Annotated in this window: 18 protein-coding genes; 13 read left to right on the top strand and 5 right to left on the bottom strand. The window is 61.6% G+C overall.

Translation table 11 applies throughout. From position 1 onward, the window contains the following. The first annotated feature begins 3 nt into the window (after positions 1-3). From J3R80_RS13200 to J3R80_RS13165, 8 genes are all read left to right on the top strand, one after another. A complete protein-coding gene (locus J3R80_RS13200) occupies positions 4-1,257 on the top strand; it encodes a sirohydrochlorin chelatase (RefSeq protein WP_275394252.1) in 1,254 nt (417 codons plus the stop codon). Next, a complete protein-coding gene (locus J3R80_RS13195; RefSeq protein ID WP_275394251.1) occupies positions 1,254-1,946 on the top strand; it encodes a precorrin-8X methylmutase in 693 nt (230 codons plus the stop codon). Before J3R80_RS13200 ends, J3R80_RS13195 begins: the two co-directional genes overlap by 4 nt. After that, complete coding sequence (gene cbiE / locus J3R80_RS13190) at positions 1,943-3,142, top strand: precorrin-6y C5,15-methyltransferase (decarboxylating) subunit CbiE (protein ID WP_275394250.1); 1,200 nt, start codon at positions 1,943-1,945, stop codon at positions 3,140-3,142. The genes J3R80_RS13195 and cbiE overlap by 4 nt, the downstream gene beginning before the upstream one ends. Further along, positions 3,139-3,840: a precorrin-2 C(20)-methyltransferase gene (cobI, locus tag J3R80_RS13185; RefSeq protein ID WP_275394249.1), complete on the top strand. Its 702-nt coding sequence runs from the start codon at positions 3,139-3,141 to the stop codon at positions 3,838-3,840. Before cbiE ends, cobI begins: the two co-directional genes overlap by 4 nt. Then, a complete protein-coding gene (gene cobJ, locus J3R80_RS13180; RefSeq protein ID WP_275394248.1) occupies positions 3,831-5,630 on the top strand; it encodes a precorrin-3B C(17)-methyltransferase in 1,800 nt (599 codons plus the stop codon). Before cobI ends, cobJ begins: the two co-directional genes overlap by 10 nt. After that, positions 5,627-6,418, top strand: a complete 792-nt coding sequence (cobM, locus tag J3R80_RS13175; RefSeq protein ID WP_275394247.1) for a precorrin-4 C(11)-methyltransferase — start codon at positions 5,627-5,629, stop codon at positions 6,416-6,418. The genes cobJ and cobM overlap by 4 nt, the downstream gene beginning before the upstream one ends. Before the next feature lie 58 nt (positions 6,419-6,476). Continuing rightward, the gene (locus J3R80_RS13170) at positions 6,477-7,931 is read left to right on the top strand and encodes a deoxyribodipyrimidine photo-lyase (protein WP_275394246.1); all 1,455 of its coding nucleotides are present in this window, start codon (positions 6,477-6,479) and stop codon (positions 7,929-7,931) included. Between the two features lie 84 nt (positions 7,932-8,015). Further along, positions 8,016-8,378, top strand: a complete 363-nt coding sequence (locus J3R80_RS13165) for a hypothetical protein (protein WP_275394245.1) — start codon at positions 8,016-8,018, stop codon at positions 8,376-8,378. Between the two features lie 9 nt (positions 8,379-8,387). Here the strand turns inward: J3R80_RS13165 and J3R80_RS13160 are convergent, their stop codons facing one another. Together J3R80_RS13160 and J3R80_RS13155 are read right to left on the bottom strand one after the other, a co-directional pair. Next, positions 8,388-8,930, bottom strand: coding sequence for a L,D-transpeptidase family protein (locus J3R80_RS13160; protein WP_275394244.1), 543 nt, complete (start codon positions 8,928-8,930; stop codon positions 8,388-8,390). 87 nt (positions 8,931-9,017) lie between these two features. Then, positions 9,018-10,190, bottom strand: coding sequence for a MalY/PatB family protein (locus J3R80_RS13155; protein WP_275394243.1), 1,173 nt, complete (start codon positions 10,188-10,190; stop codon positions 9,018-9,020). A gap of 137 nt (positions 10,191-10,327) precedes the next feature. Between J3R80_RS13155 and def (J3R80_RS13150) the strand changes: the two genes are divergently transcribed. The 5 genes from def (J3R80_RS13150) (at position 10,328) to J3R80_RS13130 (ending at position 13,282) form a co-directional block, all read left to right on the top strand. Further along, positions 10,328-10,849 carry a peptide deformylase gene (gene def, locus J3R80_RS13150; RefSeq protein WP_275394242.1) on the top strand — a complete coding sequence of 174 codons (522 nt, stop codon included), beginning with the start codon at positions 10,328-10,330 and terminating at the stop codon, positions 10,847-10,849. Next, positions 10,846-11,343: a peptide deformylase gene (gene def, locus J3R80_RS13145; RefSeq protein ID WP_275394241.1), complete on the top strand. Its 498-nt coding sequence runs from the start codon at positions 10,846-10,848 to the stop codon at positions 11,341-11,343. Before def (J3R80_RS13150) ends, def (J3R80_RS13145) begins: the two co-directional genes overlap by 4 nt. Then, entirely contained in the window at positions 11,340-12,239 is a 900-nt protein-coding gene (gene fmt / locus J3R80_RS13140; RefSeq protein ID WP_275394240.1) for a methionyl-tRNA formyltransferase, read from the top strand. Before def (J3R80_RS13145) ends, fmt begins: the two co-directional genes overlap by 4 nt. A 38-nt stretch (positions 12,240-12,277) precedes the next feature. Next, positions 12,278-12,517, top strand: coding sequence for a GlsB/YeaQ/YmgE family stress response membrane protein (locus tag J3R80_RS13135; protein WP_275394239.1), 240 nt, complete (start codon positions 12,278-12,280; stop codon positions 12,515-12,517). A 102-nt stretch (positions 12,518-12,619) separates the two neighbouring features. After that, positions 12,620-13,282, top strand: a complete 663-nt coding sequence (locus J3R80_RS13130; protein ID WP_275394238.1) for a hypothetical protein — start codon at positions 12,620-12,622, stop codon at positions 13,280-13,282. Positions 13,283-13,288: 6 nt separating this feature from the next. Here J3R80_RS13130 and rnhA read toward each other — a convergent pair whose 3' ends face one another. From rnhA to ispH, 3 genes are read right to left on the bottom strand one after another with little or no spacing between them, the layout of a single operon-like run. After that, a complete protein-coding gene (rnhA, locus tag J3R80_RS13125) occupies positions 13,289-13,741 on the bottom strand; it encodes a ribonuclease HI (protein WP_275394237.1) in 453 nt (150 codons plus the stop codon). A gap of 8 nt (positions 13,742-13,749) precedes the next feature. Next, positions 13,750-14,337 (bottom strand): class I SAM-dependent methyltransferase, encoded by a 588-nt coding sequence (locus J3R80_RS13120; protein ID WP_275394236.1) that lies wholly within the window; start codon positions 14,335-14,337, stop codon positions 13,750-13,752. Beyond that, positions 14,334-15,284: a 4-hydroxy-3-methylbut-2-enyl diphosphate reductase gene (ispH, locus tag J3R80_RS13115; RefSeq protein ID WP_275394235.1), complete on the bottom strand. Its 951-nt coding sequence runs from the start codon at positions 15,282-15,284 to the stop codon at positions 14,334-14,336. The genes J3R80_RS13120 and ispH overlap by 4 nt, the downstream gene beginning before the upstream one ends. Position 15,285 lies beyond the last annotated feature (1 nt).

Raw genomic sequence — 15,285 nt, 5'->3', positions numbered from 1 at the left:
CCCATGTCGAAGATTGGTGTGATGATCTGCGGGCATGGCTCGCGCAGTCAGGACGCAGTAGATCAGTTTGCAGTGCTGGCCGAAAAACTGCCCGCGCTGCTGCCGAAAGACTGGATGACCGACTATGGGTATCTGGAGTTTGCCAACCCGGTGATCCGCGACGGTTTGGATCGTCTGCGTGACGCGGGATGCGAGCGCATTTTGGCGGTGCCGGGGATGCTGTTTGCCGCAATGCACACCAAGAACGATATTCCGACTGTCCTGAACACCTATGCCAAAAAGCATGGGATCGAGGTCAGCTATGGCCGCGAGTTGGGCGTTGACCCCAAGATGATCGCGGCTGCGGGCGACCGGGTGCGTCAGGCGGTCGATCAGGCCAATGCCGACCATGGCGAGGTGCCGCTGGAAGACACCTGCCTTGTTGTGATTGGCCGCGGTGCCTCGGACCCCGATGCGAACGGCAACGTCGCCAAGGTCGGGCGTCTGTTGCAGGAAGGCATGGGGTTTGGCTGGCTTGAGATCGGCTATTCTGGTGTAACCTTCCCGTTGGTCGAACCCTGTCTGAACCATGTGGTCAAGCTGGGGTATAAACGCGTCGTTGTGTTCCCCTATTTCCTGTTCTCGGGGATTCTGATCGACCGGATCTATGGCTTCACCGACAAGGTCGCCGCCGCCCATCCCGAGATCGAGTTCGTGAAGGCCGGATATCTGAACGACCACCCCAAGGTTCTGGAAACCTTTGCCGAGCGGATCACCGAACAGCTTGGCACCGTTCCCCCACCCAATTGCGGCACCTGTGGCTATCGCACACAGGTTCTGGCGCTGGACAGTGATGAAGATCGCACCATTCCCGTTGAGGAACGTGCCAAGCACCCGGCCTATGCCGATGTGCCGCCGCCCACCTGCGTGATGTGCAAATACCGGGTCGAGGTGCTGGGGTTTGAGGCCGAAGTGGGTGCCATTCAGGAAAGCCACCACCACCATGTCGAAGGGCAGGGCGCGTCTGCGCCGGGGTCTAACGTGGCCGACTGCACCCTGTGCGATACGTTCTGCACCGGGGAATGCCGCCTCTATATGGGACATCACCACCACCATCATCATGATCATCACCACGATCATGCGCATGGCCACGATCATGATCACGGGCACCACCATCATCACGACCATGATCACCACCACCATGATCATGACCACGTGCACGCAGAATACCCCCATGCGAAACACCCGCATGGCCCGGAATCGGCACGCACGAAATGACCACGGATGGCCGCGCCTCAGGCCCCAACGGGGCTGCACCGACACGCCCCGCGCTCAGGTACGAGCGTGATCCGTCCGCGATCTATGCGCAATCCTTCGCGACCCTGCGCAAAGAGGCGCGGCTGGACCGCTTTCCCGGCGGCATGGCGGCGCTTGCGACGCGTGTGATCCATGCCTGCGGTATGGTCGAAGTTGCAGATCGTCTGGCCTTTTCGGCGAATGCTTATGAAGCCGGTCACGCCGCGCTGAAGGCCGGTGCGCCGGTGTTTTGCGATTGCGAGATGGTCGGGGCGGGCATCATCCGTCGCTATCTTCCCGCGCAAAATGACGTGATCGTCACGCTAAACGATCCTTCGGTGCCGGATTTGGCCAAGAAGATAGGCAACACACGCTCGGCCGCTGCGGTCGAACTTTGGCTGGACCGACTTGAAGGCGCAGTCGTCGCGGTGGGAAACGCCCCGACCGCGCTGTTCCACCTTCTGGAACTGATCGACGCGGGTGCGCCGAAACCCGCGGTGATCCTTGGCTTCCCGGTGGGTTTTGTGGGCGCGGCGGAAAGCAAGGCGGAACTCGCGAACAACCCGCGCGGCTGCGAATTTGTTGCCCTGCGCGGACGGCGTGGCGGATCGGCCATCGCATCGGCTGCGGTAAACGCGCTGGCCGCTGGACTACCGGAGGAAAAAGCATGACCACCCCGTGGCTGCACATTGTCGGGATCGGCGAAGATGGGATCGAGGGTCTGACCCCAGCCACCCGCGCCGTCATTGACGCCGCCGAGGTGATTGTTGGCGGCGCGCGCCACCACGATCTCATTGAGGGCGATGCCGAACGTTTGGCCTGGCCTTCACCTTTTGACAGCCTGATCGACGAACTGACCCGGCGCAAAGGCAAACGCGTCGTCGTATTGGCGACGGGCGATCCCCTTTGGTATTCGGTTGGGGCCAAGATCGGGCGCCATATCGACCCGGCCCAGATCGTCTATCACCCGCAGGTCGGTGCATTCCAACTGGCCGCTGCGCGCATGGGCTGGTCGATGGCGGATCTGGAAACCTTGACGGTGCATGGCCGCCCGGTGGAACAGATGATCGCGTTTATCCAGCCCGACCTTCGGTTGCTGGTTCTGACCACCGGTGCAGAAACACCCGGTCAGATTGCCCGTTTCCTGACCGAACGCGGCTTCGGCAAATCGCGCATGACGGTTCTGGCCCATATGGGCGGTGACAACGAAGCGCGGTTCGACGGGGTTGCCGACAGTTGGGATCACGACGTGCCCGAGTTCAACACGCTGGCCGTCGAATGCGTCGCCGCCCCCGATGCGGCGCTTCTGCCGCGCGTGCCGGGGCTGGCGGATGAGCTGTTTCAAAGCGACGGGACCATGACCAAACAAGAGGTCCGCGCGGTCACGCTGGCCAAGCTCATGCCAATGCGCGGCGCACTTTTGTGGGACATCGGCACCGGCTGCGGCTCGGTCGCGATCGAATGGATGCGCGGCGCGCGATATGCCCGGGCTGTTGGGATCGAACCGCGCGCCGACCGCCGTGCCATGGCGGCGGCGAATGCATTGGCGCTGGGCGTGCCGAAGTTTGATCTGGTGGATGGCGAAGTGCCCGCCGCGCTCGATGGTCTGGAAGCCCCGGATGCGATCTTCATCGGTGGCGGTCTGTCGGAACAGGTTTTCGATGCGGCGTGGGCCGCGCTGAAGCCCCTCGGGCGGCTGGTGGCAAATGCCGTCACCATCGAAAGCGAGATGTGCTTGACCGCGTTGCATCAGAAACACGGTGGCCAATTGGTGAAGCTGTCCGTCGAACGGGCCGAACCCTTGGGTCCGCATTCCGGCTGGAAACCCATGCGCCCCGTCACCCAGTGGAGCCTGATCAAAAGATGAGCGGAACACTTTACGGTGTGGGCCTTGGGCCGGGCGATCCCGACCTGATGACGCTTCGCGCTGCACGACTGATAACGGACGCGAAGGTGGTGGCATTTCCGACACTTGAGGGCGGCGATAGTTTTGCCCGGTCCATCGCGTCGCACCTGATAGCGGACGATGCGGACGAGATTGCCATGGACATCCCCATGACCGTCGAACGTGCCCCTGCGCAAAAGGCGTATGATACGGGCGCGGCCAAGATCGCCGCGCGGTTGGAGGCCGGTGACGATGTGGTCGTTCTGTGCGAAGGGGATCCGTTTTTTTATGGCTCGTTCATGTATCTGTTTGCCCGGCTTGCCGACCGGTTCCAGACGGAAATCGTGCCGGGCGTGACCTCGGTCACCGCGTGTGCTGCCCGTGCCCGCAGCCCGCTTGTGGCGCGCAACGAACGCCTGACGATCCTTCCCGGCCCACTTCCCGAGGAAGAATTGCGCGCCCGCATTGAAGGGGCCGAAAGCGTGGCGATCATGAAAGTCGGCCGTCACCTGCCCAAGATACGCGGCGTGATCGAAGCGTTGGGATTGGTCGACAAAGCAACCTATATCGAACGCGCCAGCCTGCCGGAAGAGGTCGTTCTGCCCTTGTCGGACGCCCCTGAAAAAGCCCCTTACTTCTCGATGATCCTGCTTGCGAAAGGAACCGACCCATGGCTGTGACGCCTGTTGTAATTTGCCTGAACGCATCGGGCGAAGCTCTGGCCCACCGGGTCGCGAAACTTCTGGGCGCGCAGGTGCATGGGCGTGAAAGCCGCGTGGAAAAGGCCGATGCGTTTTTCCCCAACGCGTTGGATCACGTGCGGATGCTGTTCGCGGCAGGCACGCCGATCGTCGGTGTCTGCGCCGCGGGCATCTTGATCCGCGCGGTTGCGCCGATCCTTGCCAACAAACTGGCCGAACCGCCCGTCGTGGCCGTGGCCGATGATGGCTCTGCCGTGCTGCCTCTTTTGGGCGGACATCGCGGGGCGAACCGTCTGGCCAGCCAGATTGCCGCCGAGATCGGTGCGACTGCCGCCGTGACCACTGCGGGCGACGTGTCGATGGGCATGGCGTTGGATGAACCACCCGTGGGCTACCGCTTGGCGAACCAGAAGGATGCCAAGGAAGCCATGGCAGAGCTTCTGTCCGGTGCTGGTGTCTCCATCGTGGGCGAGAACATCTTTGACATCGAAGACGCGGGCGGTTCGGTCGAGCTGGTTGTGTCGGAAGCGCCGGTCGAGACCGGCCCGACCCGTCTGGCCTATCACCCGCAACGCTTCGCGCTGGGCGTGGGCTGTGCGCGCAATGCGGACCCCGAAGAGCTGTGGCAGAACGTATCCGCGCAACTGGCTGCTGCCAACATTGCCCCCGAGGCCATCGCTTGCGTTACCTCGCTGGACCTGAAAGCCGACGAGCGTGCGATGAACGATCTGGCCCGCCGTCTGGGCGTGCCCTTCCGTGTGTTCACGGCGGAAGAGTTGGAAGCCGAAACCGCGCGATTGGCGAACCCCTCGGACGTGGTGTTCGAGGAAGTCGGCTGTCACGGCGTGTCGGAAGGTGCCGCTTTGGCCGCTGCCGGACCCGACGCCGAACTGGTCGTCGAGAAGGTCAAAACCGCCAACACCACCTGCGCCATCGCCCGTGCACCCGAACCGATCACCGAGATGCGCGGTCGCAGCCGTGGCAAGCTGTCCATCGTCTCGATCGGGCCGGGCCAGCACACGTGGCGCACGCCGGAAGCCAGCCACCTTCTGCAAGAGGCCGAGGAACTGGTGGGCTACGGTCTTTATATCGACCTAATCGGCCCGCTGGCCGCTGGCAAAACCCGGTCCGACTTCCCGCTGGGGGGCGAGGAAGATCGCTGCCGCTATGCGTTGGAACAGGCAGGCAAAGGCAAGAACGTCGCGCTGGTTTGTTCGGGTGACGCGGGCATCTATGCGATGGGTGCTCTGGTGTATGAACTTCTGGACCGCTCGGAAGACGAGAAAGGGGTGACCGATGCAGCGCGTCGGGTCGAGGTTGTCTCCACCCCCGGCGTGTCCGCGCTGCAGGGTGCAGCCGCGCGGGCCGGGGCGCCGTTGGGTCATGATTTCTGCGCCATTTCGCTGTCGGATCTGCTGACCCACCGCGAGGATATCGTGAAGCGTCTGCATGCCGCTGCCGAGGGCGATTTCGTGATCGCCTTCTATAACCCCGTGTCGATGAAGCGCCGCACCCTGCTGGCCGAGGCGCGGGATATCCTTTTGAAACATCGCCCGGCGGATACGCCCGTGATGCTGGCGTCCAACCTTGGCCGCCCGACCGAGAACATCCGCTATCGCTGTCTGGACGAGTTGCAGGTGGACGAGGTCGATATGCTGACCGTGGTTCTGGTCGGCTCGTCGAACTCGCGTCTGGCGCAATTGGGCGAAGGCCCGCGTATGTTTACCCCGCGCGGCTATGCCCGCCGCATTGATGGAGATCTGTCATGACCGTCTATTTCATCGGTGCCGGCCCCGGCGATCCCGAGCTTCTGACCCTGAAGGCGCAGCGCGTGATCGGCGAATGCCCGGTCTGCCTTTATGCAGGATCACTGGTCCCGCCACAGGTTGTCGCCTGTGCGCCCGAAGGGGCGAAGGTGATGGACACTGCGGCGATGACGTTGGATGACACCCATGCGGAAATCAAAGCGGCGCACGCGCGCGGGCAGGACGTGGCGCGTGTGCATTCGGGCGATCCGTCGCTGTATGGCGCGATTGCCGAACAGATCCGCCGCTTGAACGCAGACGGCATCGACTATCAGGTCATCCCCGGCGTGCCTGCCTATGCCGCTGCCGCCGCCGCATTGGGTCAGGAACTGACCATCCCGGAAATCGCGCAGTCCATCGTTCTGACGCGGATGTCGATGCAGTCGACCTCGATGCCCGAAGGCGAAACGTTGGAGAACTTCGCCAAGACGGGCGCGACGCTGGCCATCCACCTTGCCGTCCGCAACATGCGCGAGATTGAGCGTGTGCTGACACCGTACTATGGCGCGGATTGTCCCGTGGTCGTCGCCTATCGCGTTGGCTGGCCGGACGAGATGTTCATTCGCGGCACCATCGCCGACATTCGTAAGAAAGTTCGCGCCGAGAAGATCACCCGCACCGCGCTGATCCTTGTCGGCCCTGCGCTGGATCGCGGTCGGGATTTCAAGGATTCAGCGCTCTATGATCCGGCCAAGCCGCATGTGCTTCGTCCGGTGGTCGGTGTCGATTTGGTCGAAGATCACAATAACTGATCCATTCGGCGCTTTGGGGCGTATATTTCGGTGACGCCAACAAGCACGAGGTGATGGTATGAGCGCAAATGAAACGGCCCTGCTGTTGTTTCGCGACGACTTGCGGCTGTCGGATCACCCCGCCCTGACCGCCGCGGTGCAGGCAGGACATCGCGTGACCTGCGCGTTCATTCTGGACCCGGGCGCGCCATACCGGCCCGGCGGTGCGCGGAAATGGTGGCTGCATCACGCGCTGGCCGCATTGTCGAAACAGTTGGCAGAGCTGGGTGGGCAATTGGTTCTGCGCCATGGCACCACCGCCGACGAACTGGCCCGACTGCGCGAAGAAACCGGCGCGGGGCATGTCTATTGGAGCAGACGATACACCCCCGATGAGGTGGCCGCCGACACCGCGTTGAAGGCCGATCTGACCGCGCAGGGCTGCACGGTGCACAGCCATCCCGGGCGCTATTTGTTGGAGCCTTGGCGGGTCGCGACCAAATCCGGCACGCCGTTCAAGGTGTTCACACCGTTCTGGCGGGCGAGCCGCGCGGAAATCCGCGCCGCCGGTCTGGGCGATCCGTTGCCGGTGCCGAAGACCATCACTTTCGGCGCTGGCCTCAAGTCCGCGTCGCTTGATGATTTCGCCCTTCTGCCGACCTCTCCCAACTGGGCCGAGGGTTTCGCACCGCTTTGGCAACCTGGCGAGGGTGGCGCGATGGCCCGGTTGCACGAATTTCTGGACGAAGGCGCGCAAGGCTATGCCAACGGGCGTGATTTCCCGGCCATGCCGCACACCTCGCGCCTGTCGCCTTACCTGCAATCCGGCAATATCAGCCCCCGACAGGTCTGGGCCGCGCTGGACCGGGCCGAACATCTGGGCCAGATGTCTGGGCGTGACGCCGAGAAGTTCCGCGCCGAACTGGGTTGGCGCGACTTCGCGGCCTATCTTCTGTTTCACAATCGCGACTTTGAATACACCGAGTTCCAGCCCAAATTCCGCGCCTTTCCATGGCGATATGACCAGAACGACCTGAGCGCATGGCAGCGCGGCCAGACGGGCTATCCCATCGTCGATGCCGGGATGCGCGAGCTTTGGCAGACCGGATACATGCACAACCGGGTGCGCATGGTGGTCGCGTCGTTTCTGGTCAAGCACTTGCGGATCGACTGGCGCGCCGGGCGCGACTGGTTCTGGGATACGCTGGTGGATGCGGATCTGGCATCAAACGCGGCCAGCTGGCAGTGGGTGGCGGGCTGCGGTGCGGATGCCGCCCCCTATTTCCGCGTGTTCAACCCGATGACGCAGGCCGATAAGTTTGACCCGGACGGGGATTACATCCGCAGATACGTGCCCGAGATCGCGAAGCTGCCCGACAAATATCTGGCCGCACCGTGGACCGCCCCCGCCGAGGTGCTTGCCAAGGCGGGTGCCACGATGGGCAAGACCTATCCCAACCCCATGGTGGACCACGCCGTCGCCCGCAAGGCGGCGTTGGACGCATTCGAGGGGCTGACATCCGATCCAGACTGACCGTATGGGCCAACCCCGCTCCGAAAAGCTTTACTTGACCGTTACACTTTCCATGCCATCATATGTGCGGCTGGGAGGTGGAACATGCTGGAATTTTTGCCAAAAGAGGTGCGCGAGGGGCTGGAAGCTGCGCGTAAGAAAGACCTCAAGAAGAAAAGCAGACTTCGGATTCGCGTCAATGAAGAGGTGTTTCCGGTGCTGGATTTCTGGGATGGCGGTTTCACCCTTGATGCCGAACGTGCCCCCCACCTGCGCGGGCTTGTCGACCTCTATGACGGGTCACGCCACCTGTATCAGTGCCTGATCGTCGCATCCGAGGAAGAGGACGGGCAGATGAAATACGAGTTCAAATGGCGGGCAGAGGCGCATGACAAAGCCCCCCTCGACTTTGCGCGGGAAGAAAACGCCCCGGTCGCTTTGATCGAAGAGCAAATCCAGACGATGTAATCGCCAGAATCAGGGCCTGATCTCAACCGGCGTCCCGACAGGGGTGACGGACCACAATTCCTCGATCTCGGTATTGGACAGCGCAATGCAGCCATTGGTCCAATCCATCATGATCGGTTCGGGTCTTGTCCGCCTGTTTGGTTGGCCGTGGATGAAGATGTCTCCGCCCGGATCAACTCCGTCAGCTTGGGCGCGCGCGCGGTCTTCGGGCAAGGGATAGTTGATGCCCAGCGACAGGTGAAACGCGCTTTGCTCGTTGCGGCGATCTATCTTGAACAGACCTTCCGGGGTCTTGCCGTCCCCTTCCAACACCTTGTCACCTTCGGGCGCGAAGCCCAGCGCGATGTCATAGGTTCGCACGGGCGTTTCGTCTTGGAGCACCACCATCCGCCGTTCTGATTTCTCGATCACGATCCGGTCGATCTGGCCGATGATCGGCTCTAGCGTCGCGGGTGGCGCTGGCGGTGTATAGCGATCCCAAAGGACGAATCCCACCAACCCGAACAGGGCCAAAAGTGAAAGCCGTGAAAAGAACTGAGCCAATCCATTCATGTTGCGCATGTGTGCCAAGCGCGTCATGGGATCAAGGAAGAACCGGCAGCGGAATTCGCCTTGGGCGGTTCTCTGCCGGTTCAAATGCTATTGTAGGTCGCTGAAAGCCCGCTTCATGCGTGCCACGGCCTCTTCGACGCGCGCACCTTGTGTGGCAAGGTTGAAACGCTGGAACCCGTCGCCGCCGGTGCCGAATGCAGGGCCGGGGCTGACCGCGATCTTCGCGTCATCACGAATGCGCGCCGTGACCTCCTCGTGCGACATGCCGGTGCCAGCGAAGTTGACCCACGCCAGATAGGTCGCTTGCAGCGGCATGGATGAAACACCCGGAATGCTGTTGATGCCTTCGTCGAACAGGGCTTTGTTGCGGGCCAGATGGGCGATCTGTTCATCCACCCAGGCAGCGCCTTCTGGCGAATAAGCGGCGGTGATCATCGCAACGGCCACCATGCCGGGGGCATAATCCAGTTTGTTAAGCTGTTTGTGCATCTCGGCCCTGAGCCGGTTGTCGGGGATGATTATGTTGCCGGTGCGCTGCCCGGCGATGTTAAAGGTTTTTGACGAAGCGGTCAGAGTCACCACCCGCGACTGTGCATCAGGTGCGGCGACGGCCATCGGAACGAACGTGTTGCCGGGATAGACAAGGTCGTGGTGAATCTCATCTGACACCAGCAACAACCCGTTGCGGTCGGCAAAATCAGCGACGGCGCGCAGTTCATCTTCCGTCCAGACCCGGCCGGAAGGGTTCTGTGGCGAACACCAGATAAGGATCTTTTCGTTGCCCGTCAGGCGCGCCTGCGCGTCGTCCAGATCCAGCTCGTACTGGTCCCCGTTCAGGGCAAGTGGGCATTCCACCACTTGTCGATTGTTCTTCCGAATCTTAATGGCAAACTCGTGATAGACGGGCGTGAAAATCACGACCCCGTCCCCCGGTTCGCTCCAGACATTCAGGCACAGGGCGATTGCGTTGCCCAAGCCTTGGCTGGTCAACACCCATTGGGGGTCCACATCCCAGTTATGCCGGGTCTTCATCCACCACGCGACGGCGTCCAGATACGCGGGATATTCCCATGAATAGCCAAAGACACCATGGTCCGCGGCGCGTTTTATGGCGTCAATCACACAGGGCGCCGTGGGATAGTCGCTGTCAGCGGTCCACATCGCCAGCCCGTCTTCGGGCGACACGCCAAACAGCTTTTCCATCTTGTCCCATTTGGACGAGTTGGTGCCATGTCGGTCGATGATCTTGTCGAAATCCATGGGGTCTCCTTTCTGAGGGCACGGTAGCGGTTTGGGCGGCAGGCGCAAGACGGGTTGCATCTTAAATCGCGAACGGGGTCCGGGCCTTGTGGCACGCACCCATTGCGCAACGGCCACCCATGGCCTAAATCCACCGCATGAGCATAAAACCGATCCTTATCCACCCCGATCCGCGCCTTAAGAAGGTTGCCGAAGCTGTGCCCGACCTGTCGGACGAGCTGCGCCAGTTGGCGGATGACATGTTGGAAACCATGTATGACGCGCCGGGCATCGGACTGGCCGCGCCGCAGGTCGGCGTTCTGACGCGGTTGATCGTGATGGATTGCGTGCGCGATGAAAACGAACCGCCGCAACCGATCATGATGTTCAACCCCGAGGTCATCTTGTCCTCGGACGATCTGAACACCTATGAAGAGGGGTGCCTGTCGATCCCCGAGCAATATGCCGAGGTGACGCGCCCGAAAGAGGTCTCGGTGCGTTGGCTCGACCGTGACGGCAATCTGCAGGAACGGGATTTTGACGGGCTGTGGGCGACCTGCGTGCAGCACGAGATCGACCACCTGAATGGCAAGCTGTTCATTGATTACCTGAAACCGTTGAAACGGCAGATGATCACCCGCAAAATGCAGAAGCTGAAACGCGAGCTGGCGCGGACGTGACCCATCGCCCGTTTCTGAGGTACCCCCATAAATGCCTGCGCACTGCTGCCGAGCCTGTTGCGGCCGTCACCGATGAAACACGCGCCATCTGGGCCGAGATGATCGAGGCGATGGATGCCATGCCCGGTGTCGGTCTGGCCGCGCCGCAGCTTGGCATCATGCAGCGGTTGGCGGTGGTGGATGCGTCGGATGAACGTGGTAAGGCGGTCCGGATGGCCAACCCGGAAATCCTGCACAGCTCGATTGAATTTCGCGAGCACGAGGAGGCCAGCCCGAACCTGCCCGGCGTGTCTGCCGTGATCAGCCGCCCGCGTGCGGTGACGGTTCGATTTCTTAATGAAGACGGTGCAGAGCAGGAACAGGATTTCGTCGGCATCTGGGCCACGTCGGTTCAGCACCAGATCGACCATCTGAACGGGCGGATGTATTTCGACAACCTGTCAAAGGTAAAGCGGGATATGCTGATCAAGAAGGCAAGGAAACTGGCGCGATGAGGCTTGTGTTCATGGGCTCGCCCGATTTTTCGGTCCCGGTGCTGGAGGCGCTGGTTGATGCGGGGCACGAGGTTGCCGCCGTCTATTGCCAGCCGCCCCGCCCCGCCGGTCGCGGCAAGAAGGATCGCCCCGGCCCAGTTCACGCCCGCGCAGAAGCCCTTGGGTTGGAGGTGCGACACCCGAAATCGTTGAAGGGTGCAGATGAACAAGCGGGTTTTGCCGCATTGAACGCTGATGTGGCGGTCGTTGTGGCCTACGGGCTTATCCTGCCGCAAGCGGTGCTTGATGCGCCCGAACAGGGCTGCCTGAACATCCACGCGTCCCTTTTGCCGCGTTGGCGCGGGGCCGCGCCCATCCATCGCGCGATCATGGCCGGAGATCGGGAAACCGGTGTTTGCATCATGCAGATGGAGGCCGGTTTGGATACTGGCCCTGTGCTGCTGCGTGAGGCCACGCCAATCGGTCAGGAGGAAACAACCGCTCAGTTGCATGACCGCCTGTCCACCATGGGCGCGCGTCTGATCGTTCAGGCGCTGGACCACTTGCCTGACCTGTCGCCCGTGCCGCAGCCCGACGATGGCGTCACCTATGCCCACAAGATCGACAAGGCCGAGGCCCGGATCGACTGGACCCGTCCGGCGGTCGAGGTTGATCGCCTGATCCGTGGCTTGTCACCCTTTCCCGGCGCGAAATGCGACATCAGGGGCGAGCAGGTGAAGCTGCTGGCCTCGCGCCTTGCCAGCGGGAACGGTTCGCCCGGTCAGGTTCTGGACGGGTTCACGATTGCCTGTGGCGACGGAGCTGTCGAAATCCTGCGCGCCCAGCGACCCGGCAAGCGTGCGATGGATGCCACAGAGTTCCTGCGGGGTTATGATTTGCCCGACCGGGTTAACTAACCCTTACATTCCGGGGCGCAGAGCCCCATATTCCAAACATGCCTGTTATCATGCTGATCATTTTCGGAGCCGCCGCCGGGTTCTTGGCGACACGGTTCATGGATTTGCGCACGGATGTGCCGACCACGATTGCCATCGGTGTTGCCGGAGCACTGATCGGCGGGTTCGTCCTGCGATTCATCGCGATGATCGGGGGGCTGGTCTTTGGCTTCGTTGGCGCGGTCGTGGGCGCGATGTTCCTGATCTGGATTTGGCAGCGGTATAGCAGCCGAAAATAGCCCGAAACGCAGCCAGATTGCGAAGCGGTTTCGCTGCGAAACACCTTATTTTACGGCGTTTTCTTAATCATTGGTTAACCAATCGTCACCAATCTGATGGGTATGACACCCCGGCTTTTCATCTGCATTTTGGCGATGCTGCTTGCTACCGGCGATCTTGCCAGCGCGGGCGCGTGGCCGCGCGAGAAGGGTGAGGCGTTTGTGTCCGGGCAGGTGCGTCAGGACGCTGACACGCTGGATGATGCACCGGTGGTCAGCGTCTATGGTGAATACGGGCTGACGGATCGTTGGACCGTTGGCGGCAAGCTGGACTATGCGCTTGCCACAAGGGACGTCACGCAGATGAAAGCCTTTGCACGATGGCATGTGCCGGATAGCGACGGAATTTGGGAAAGGGCGCTTAGCCTTGCGATTGAAGGGACTGCGGATGATCCAAATGTCTCGCCTTCTGTTCATTTGGGTCGGGGGATCGACACCGCGATTGGCCCCGGCTGGATGGATGTCGAGCTGACGGCGACACTGTCGATCCAGAATGCGCAGGTTAACTACGGTCTGTTTGCGTTGGTTGGTGTGAAACCAAATCCGCGATTGATGACCATGGTGGCGCTGGACGTCAGTACGATGGATTCGGGGGCGCAGGTCAACCTTACTCCTTCGGTTGCGTGGGAATACAAACAGGGCAAGCACGTTCAGCTTGAATGGACATATGGCTTGGATGGTGCCGTAAAGCACGAAGTTGCAGCGGGGATCTGGCTTGAGTTCTAAACGCTGTCAGCCTTTGAACGGTTCCATCCCTGCGCGGGCCAATTCATCGGCACGTTCGTTTTCGGGGTGGCCTGCATGGCCCTTGACCCATTTCCACGTCACCTGGTGACGCGCCTGGGCGGCATCCAGCCGTTGCCAAAGCTCGACGTTTTTCACGGGTTTCTTTGATGACGTGCGCCAGCCGTTCCGCTTCCAGCCATGGATCCAGCCGGTCACGCCGTTCTTCACATATGCGCTGTCGGTCACAACCGTGATCGCACAGGGTTTGCCAAGGGTTTCCAGCGCCATGATGGCAGCCATCAACTCCATCTGGTTGTTGGTGGTCTCGGCCGCGCCGCCCTTCAATTCGCGTTCTTTGATCACCGCGCCATTTTCATGGGCTTGCAGCAAAGCCCCCCAACCGCCGGGGCCGGGATTGCCCGAACACGCGCCGTCGGTAAATGCGAAAAACTCAGCCATGCGAAACCTCAACCATGCGCCAGCACCACCATCCAGTCTGAAATCGAACCTTCCAACCCACGCCCCGAACCATGGGTGCGTGACAGAGGAGTGAATCCGCTTTCCGTCAATGCCGCCTCAAGTTCGTCCGGCTGATAATAGGTATAGAACCGCTCCAGCCGGTCGCGGCCCTCGCCTTTACCCAGTTTCATACCAATGTGAAAGAGCCCACCGGGCCGAAGCGCCGTGTGCAAGCGGGCCAGCGTGGGTTTGAAGTCCGAGCGGGGCAGGTGCAGCAAGCTGAAATTGGCCCATATCCCGTCATATAGATTGGTTGTGTCGATCTCTGAAAACAGTGCCTGTCGGGCCGGAACACCGTTTGCACGGGCGCGAGCGACCATTGCGGCTGATCCATCGACGGCATCGACAGTATGACCGGCGGCCTGCATTGCGACAGCGGACAGGCCGGGACCACAACCCAGATCAAGCACATGGGACTTCGCGGGCAAGTGCTTCAGAAATGCCCGCAGGCCAGGGGACGACTTTTCGGCCACGCGCTTTTCATAAGCGTCGGCCTCGGCGTCATAGACAGAAAGCGTCTTCTTGTCCTCGGTCATGCGGGTTCGCGCAGGACGCGGGGCACCTTGAATTCGACATTCTCTTGTGCGGTTTCCACCCGTTCAACGGTCACACCGTAACGGTCGCGGAAGGCGTCGATGACTTCGTCCACCAAGACTTGCGGCGCGGACGCTCCGGCGGTCAGACCGACCGAATGGATACCTTCGATGGCGCGCCAGTCAATCTCGTCCGCGCGCTGCACCAGCATCGCATAGCGGCAGCCATTGGCGCGGGCGACTTCGACCAGGCGGCGCGAGTTCGAGCTGTTGGGTGCCCCGATCACCAAAAGCGCGTCGACCTTCGGCGCGACCGCTTTCACCGCCTCTTGCCGGTTGGTTGTCGCATAGCAGATATCTTCCTTGTGCGGACCAATGATCTGCGGGAAACGGGCGCGGAGCGCGGCAACGATGCCCGCCGTGTCATCGACCGACAAGGTCGTTTGGGTGATATAGGCCAGCCGTTCGGGATCGCGCGGAGTCAGGGTGGCGACATCCTCGGCGGTTTCGACCAGAAGCACCTCGCCCTCGGGCAACTGGCCCATTGTGCCGATGGTTTCGGGGTGGCCCGCGTGGCCGATCATCACCATTTGCAGCCCGTTCTGGTGGTGCCGCTCGGCCTCGATATGCACCTTGGACACAAGCGGGCAGGTGGCATCGACAAACACCATCTCGCGGCGGCTGGCTTCGGCAGGCACGGCCTTGGCAACCCCATGGGCCGAAAAGATGACCGGGCGATCATCGGGCACTTCGTCCAGTTCTTCTACGAACACGGCACCTTTGGCGCGCAGCCCGTCGACGACGAACTTGTTATGCACGATCTCGTGGCGCACATAAATCGGTGGCCCCCATTTCTCGATTGCCATTTCGACGATCTTGATGGCGCGATCCACGCCCGCGCAAAACCCGTTCGGCGCGGCAAGGTAAAGTGTAAGAGCAGGCTTGGTCATG

The organism is Aliiroseovarius sp. Z3, from assembly GCF_029105185.1.
Lineage (GTDB): Bacteria > Pseudomonadota > Alphaproteobacteria > Rhodobacterales > Rhodobacteraceae > Aliiroseovarius.
This window is presented reverse-complemented; position numbering and strand designations above follow the sequence as displayed.

What these genes read in the sequence shown, in the direction of transcription:
- J3R80_RS13200 (WP_275394252.1), top strand. Translation starts at nt 4, where the DNA reads ATGTCGAAGATTGGTGTGATGATCTGCGGGCATGGCTCGCGCAGTCAG.
- J3R80_RS13195 (WP_275394251.1), top strand. Translation starts at nt 1,254, where the DNA reads ATGACCACGGATGGCCGCGCCTCAGGCCCCAACGGGGCTGCACCGACA.
- cbiE (WP_275394250.1), top strand. Translation starts at nt 1,943, where the DNA reads ATGACCACCCCGTGGCTGCACATTGTCGGGATCGGCGAAGATGGGATC.
- cobI (WP_275394249.1), top strand. Translation starts at nt 3,139, where the DNA reads ATGAGCGGAACACTTTACGGTGTGGGCCTTGGGCCGGGCGATCCCGAC.
- cobJ (WP_275394248.1), top strand. Translation starts at nt 3,831, where the DNA reads ATGGCTGTGACGCCTGTTGTAATTTGCCTGAACGCATCGGGCGAAGCT.
- cobM (WP_275394247.1), top strand. Translation starts at nt 5,627, where the DNA reads ATGACCGTCTATTTCATCGGTGCCGGCCCCGGCGATCCCGAGCTTCTG.
- J3R80_RS13170 (WP_275394246.1), top strand. Translation starts at nt 6,477, where the DNA reads ATGAGCGCAAATGAAACGGCCCTGCTGTTGTTTCGCGACGACTTGCGG.
- J3R80_RS13165 (WP_275394245.1), top strand. Translation starts at nt 8,016, where the DNA reads ATGCTGGAATTTTTGCCAAAAGAGGTGCGCGAGGGGCTGGAAGCTGCG.
- J3R80_RS13160 (WP_275394244.1), bottom strand. Translation starts at nt 8,930, where the DNA reads ATGAATGGATTGGCTCAGTTCTTTTCACGGCTTTCACTTTTGGCCCTG.
- J3R80_RS13155 (WP_275394243.1), bottom strand. Translation starts at nt 10,190, where the DNA reads ATGGATTTCGACAAGATCATCGACCGACATGGCACCAACTCGTCCAAA.
- def (WP_275394242.1), top strand. Translation starts at nt 10,328, where the DNA reads ATGAGCATAAAACCGATCCTTATCCACCCCGATCCGCGCCTTAAGAAG.
- fmt (WP_275394240.1), top strand. Translation starts at nt 11,340, where the DNA reads ATGAGGCTTGTGTTCATGGGCTCGCCCGATTTTTCGGTCCCGGTGCTG.
- J3R80_RS13135 (WP_275394239.1), top strand. Translation starts at nt 12,278, where the DNA reads ATGCCTGTTATCATGCTGATCATTTTCGGAGCCGCCGCCGGGTTCTTG.
- J3R80_RS13130 (WP_275394238.1), top strand. Translation starts at nt 12,620, where the DNA reads ATGACACCCCGGCTTTTCATCTGCATTTTGGCGATGCTGCTTGCTACC.
- rnhA (WP_275394237.1), bottom strand. Translation starts at nt 13,741, where the DNA reads ATGGCTGAGTTTTTCGCATTTACCGACGGCGCGTGTTCGGGCAATCCC.
- J3R80_RS13120 (WP_275394236.1), bottom strand. Translation starts at nt 14,337, where the DNA reads ATGACCGAGGACAAGAAGACGCTTTCTGTCTATGACGCCGAGGCCGAC.
- ispH (WP_275394235.1), bottom strand. Translation starts at nt 15,284, where the DNA reads ATGACCAAGCCTGCTCTTACACTTTACCTTGCCGCGCCGAACGGGTTT.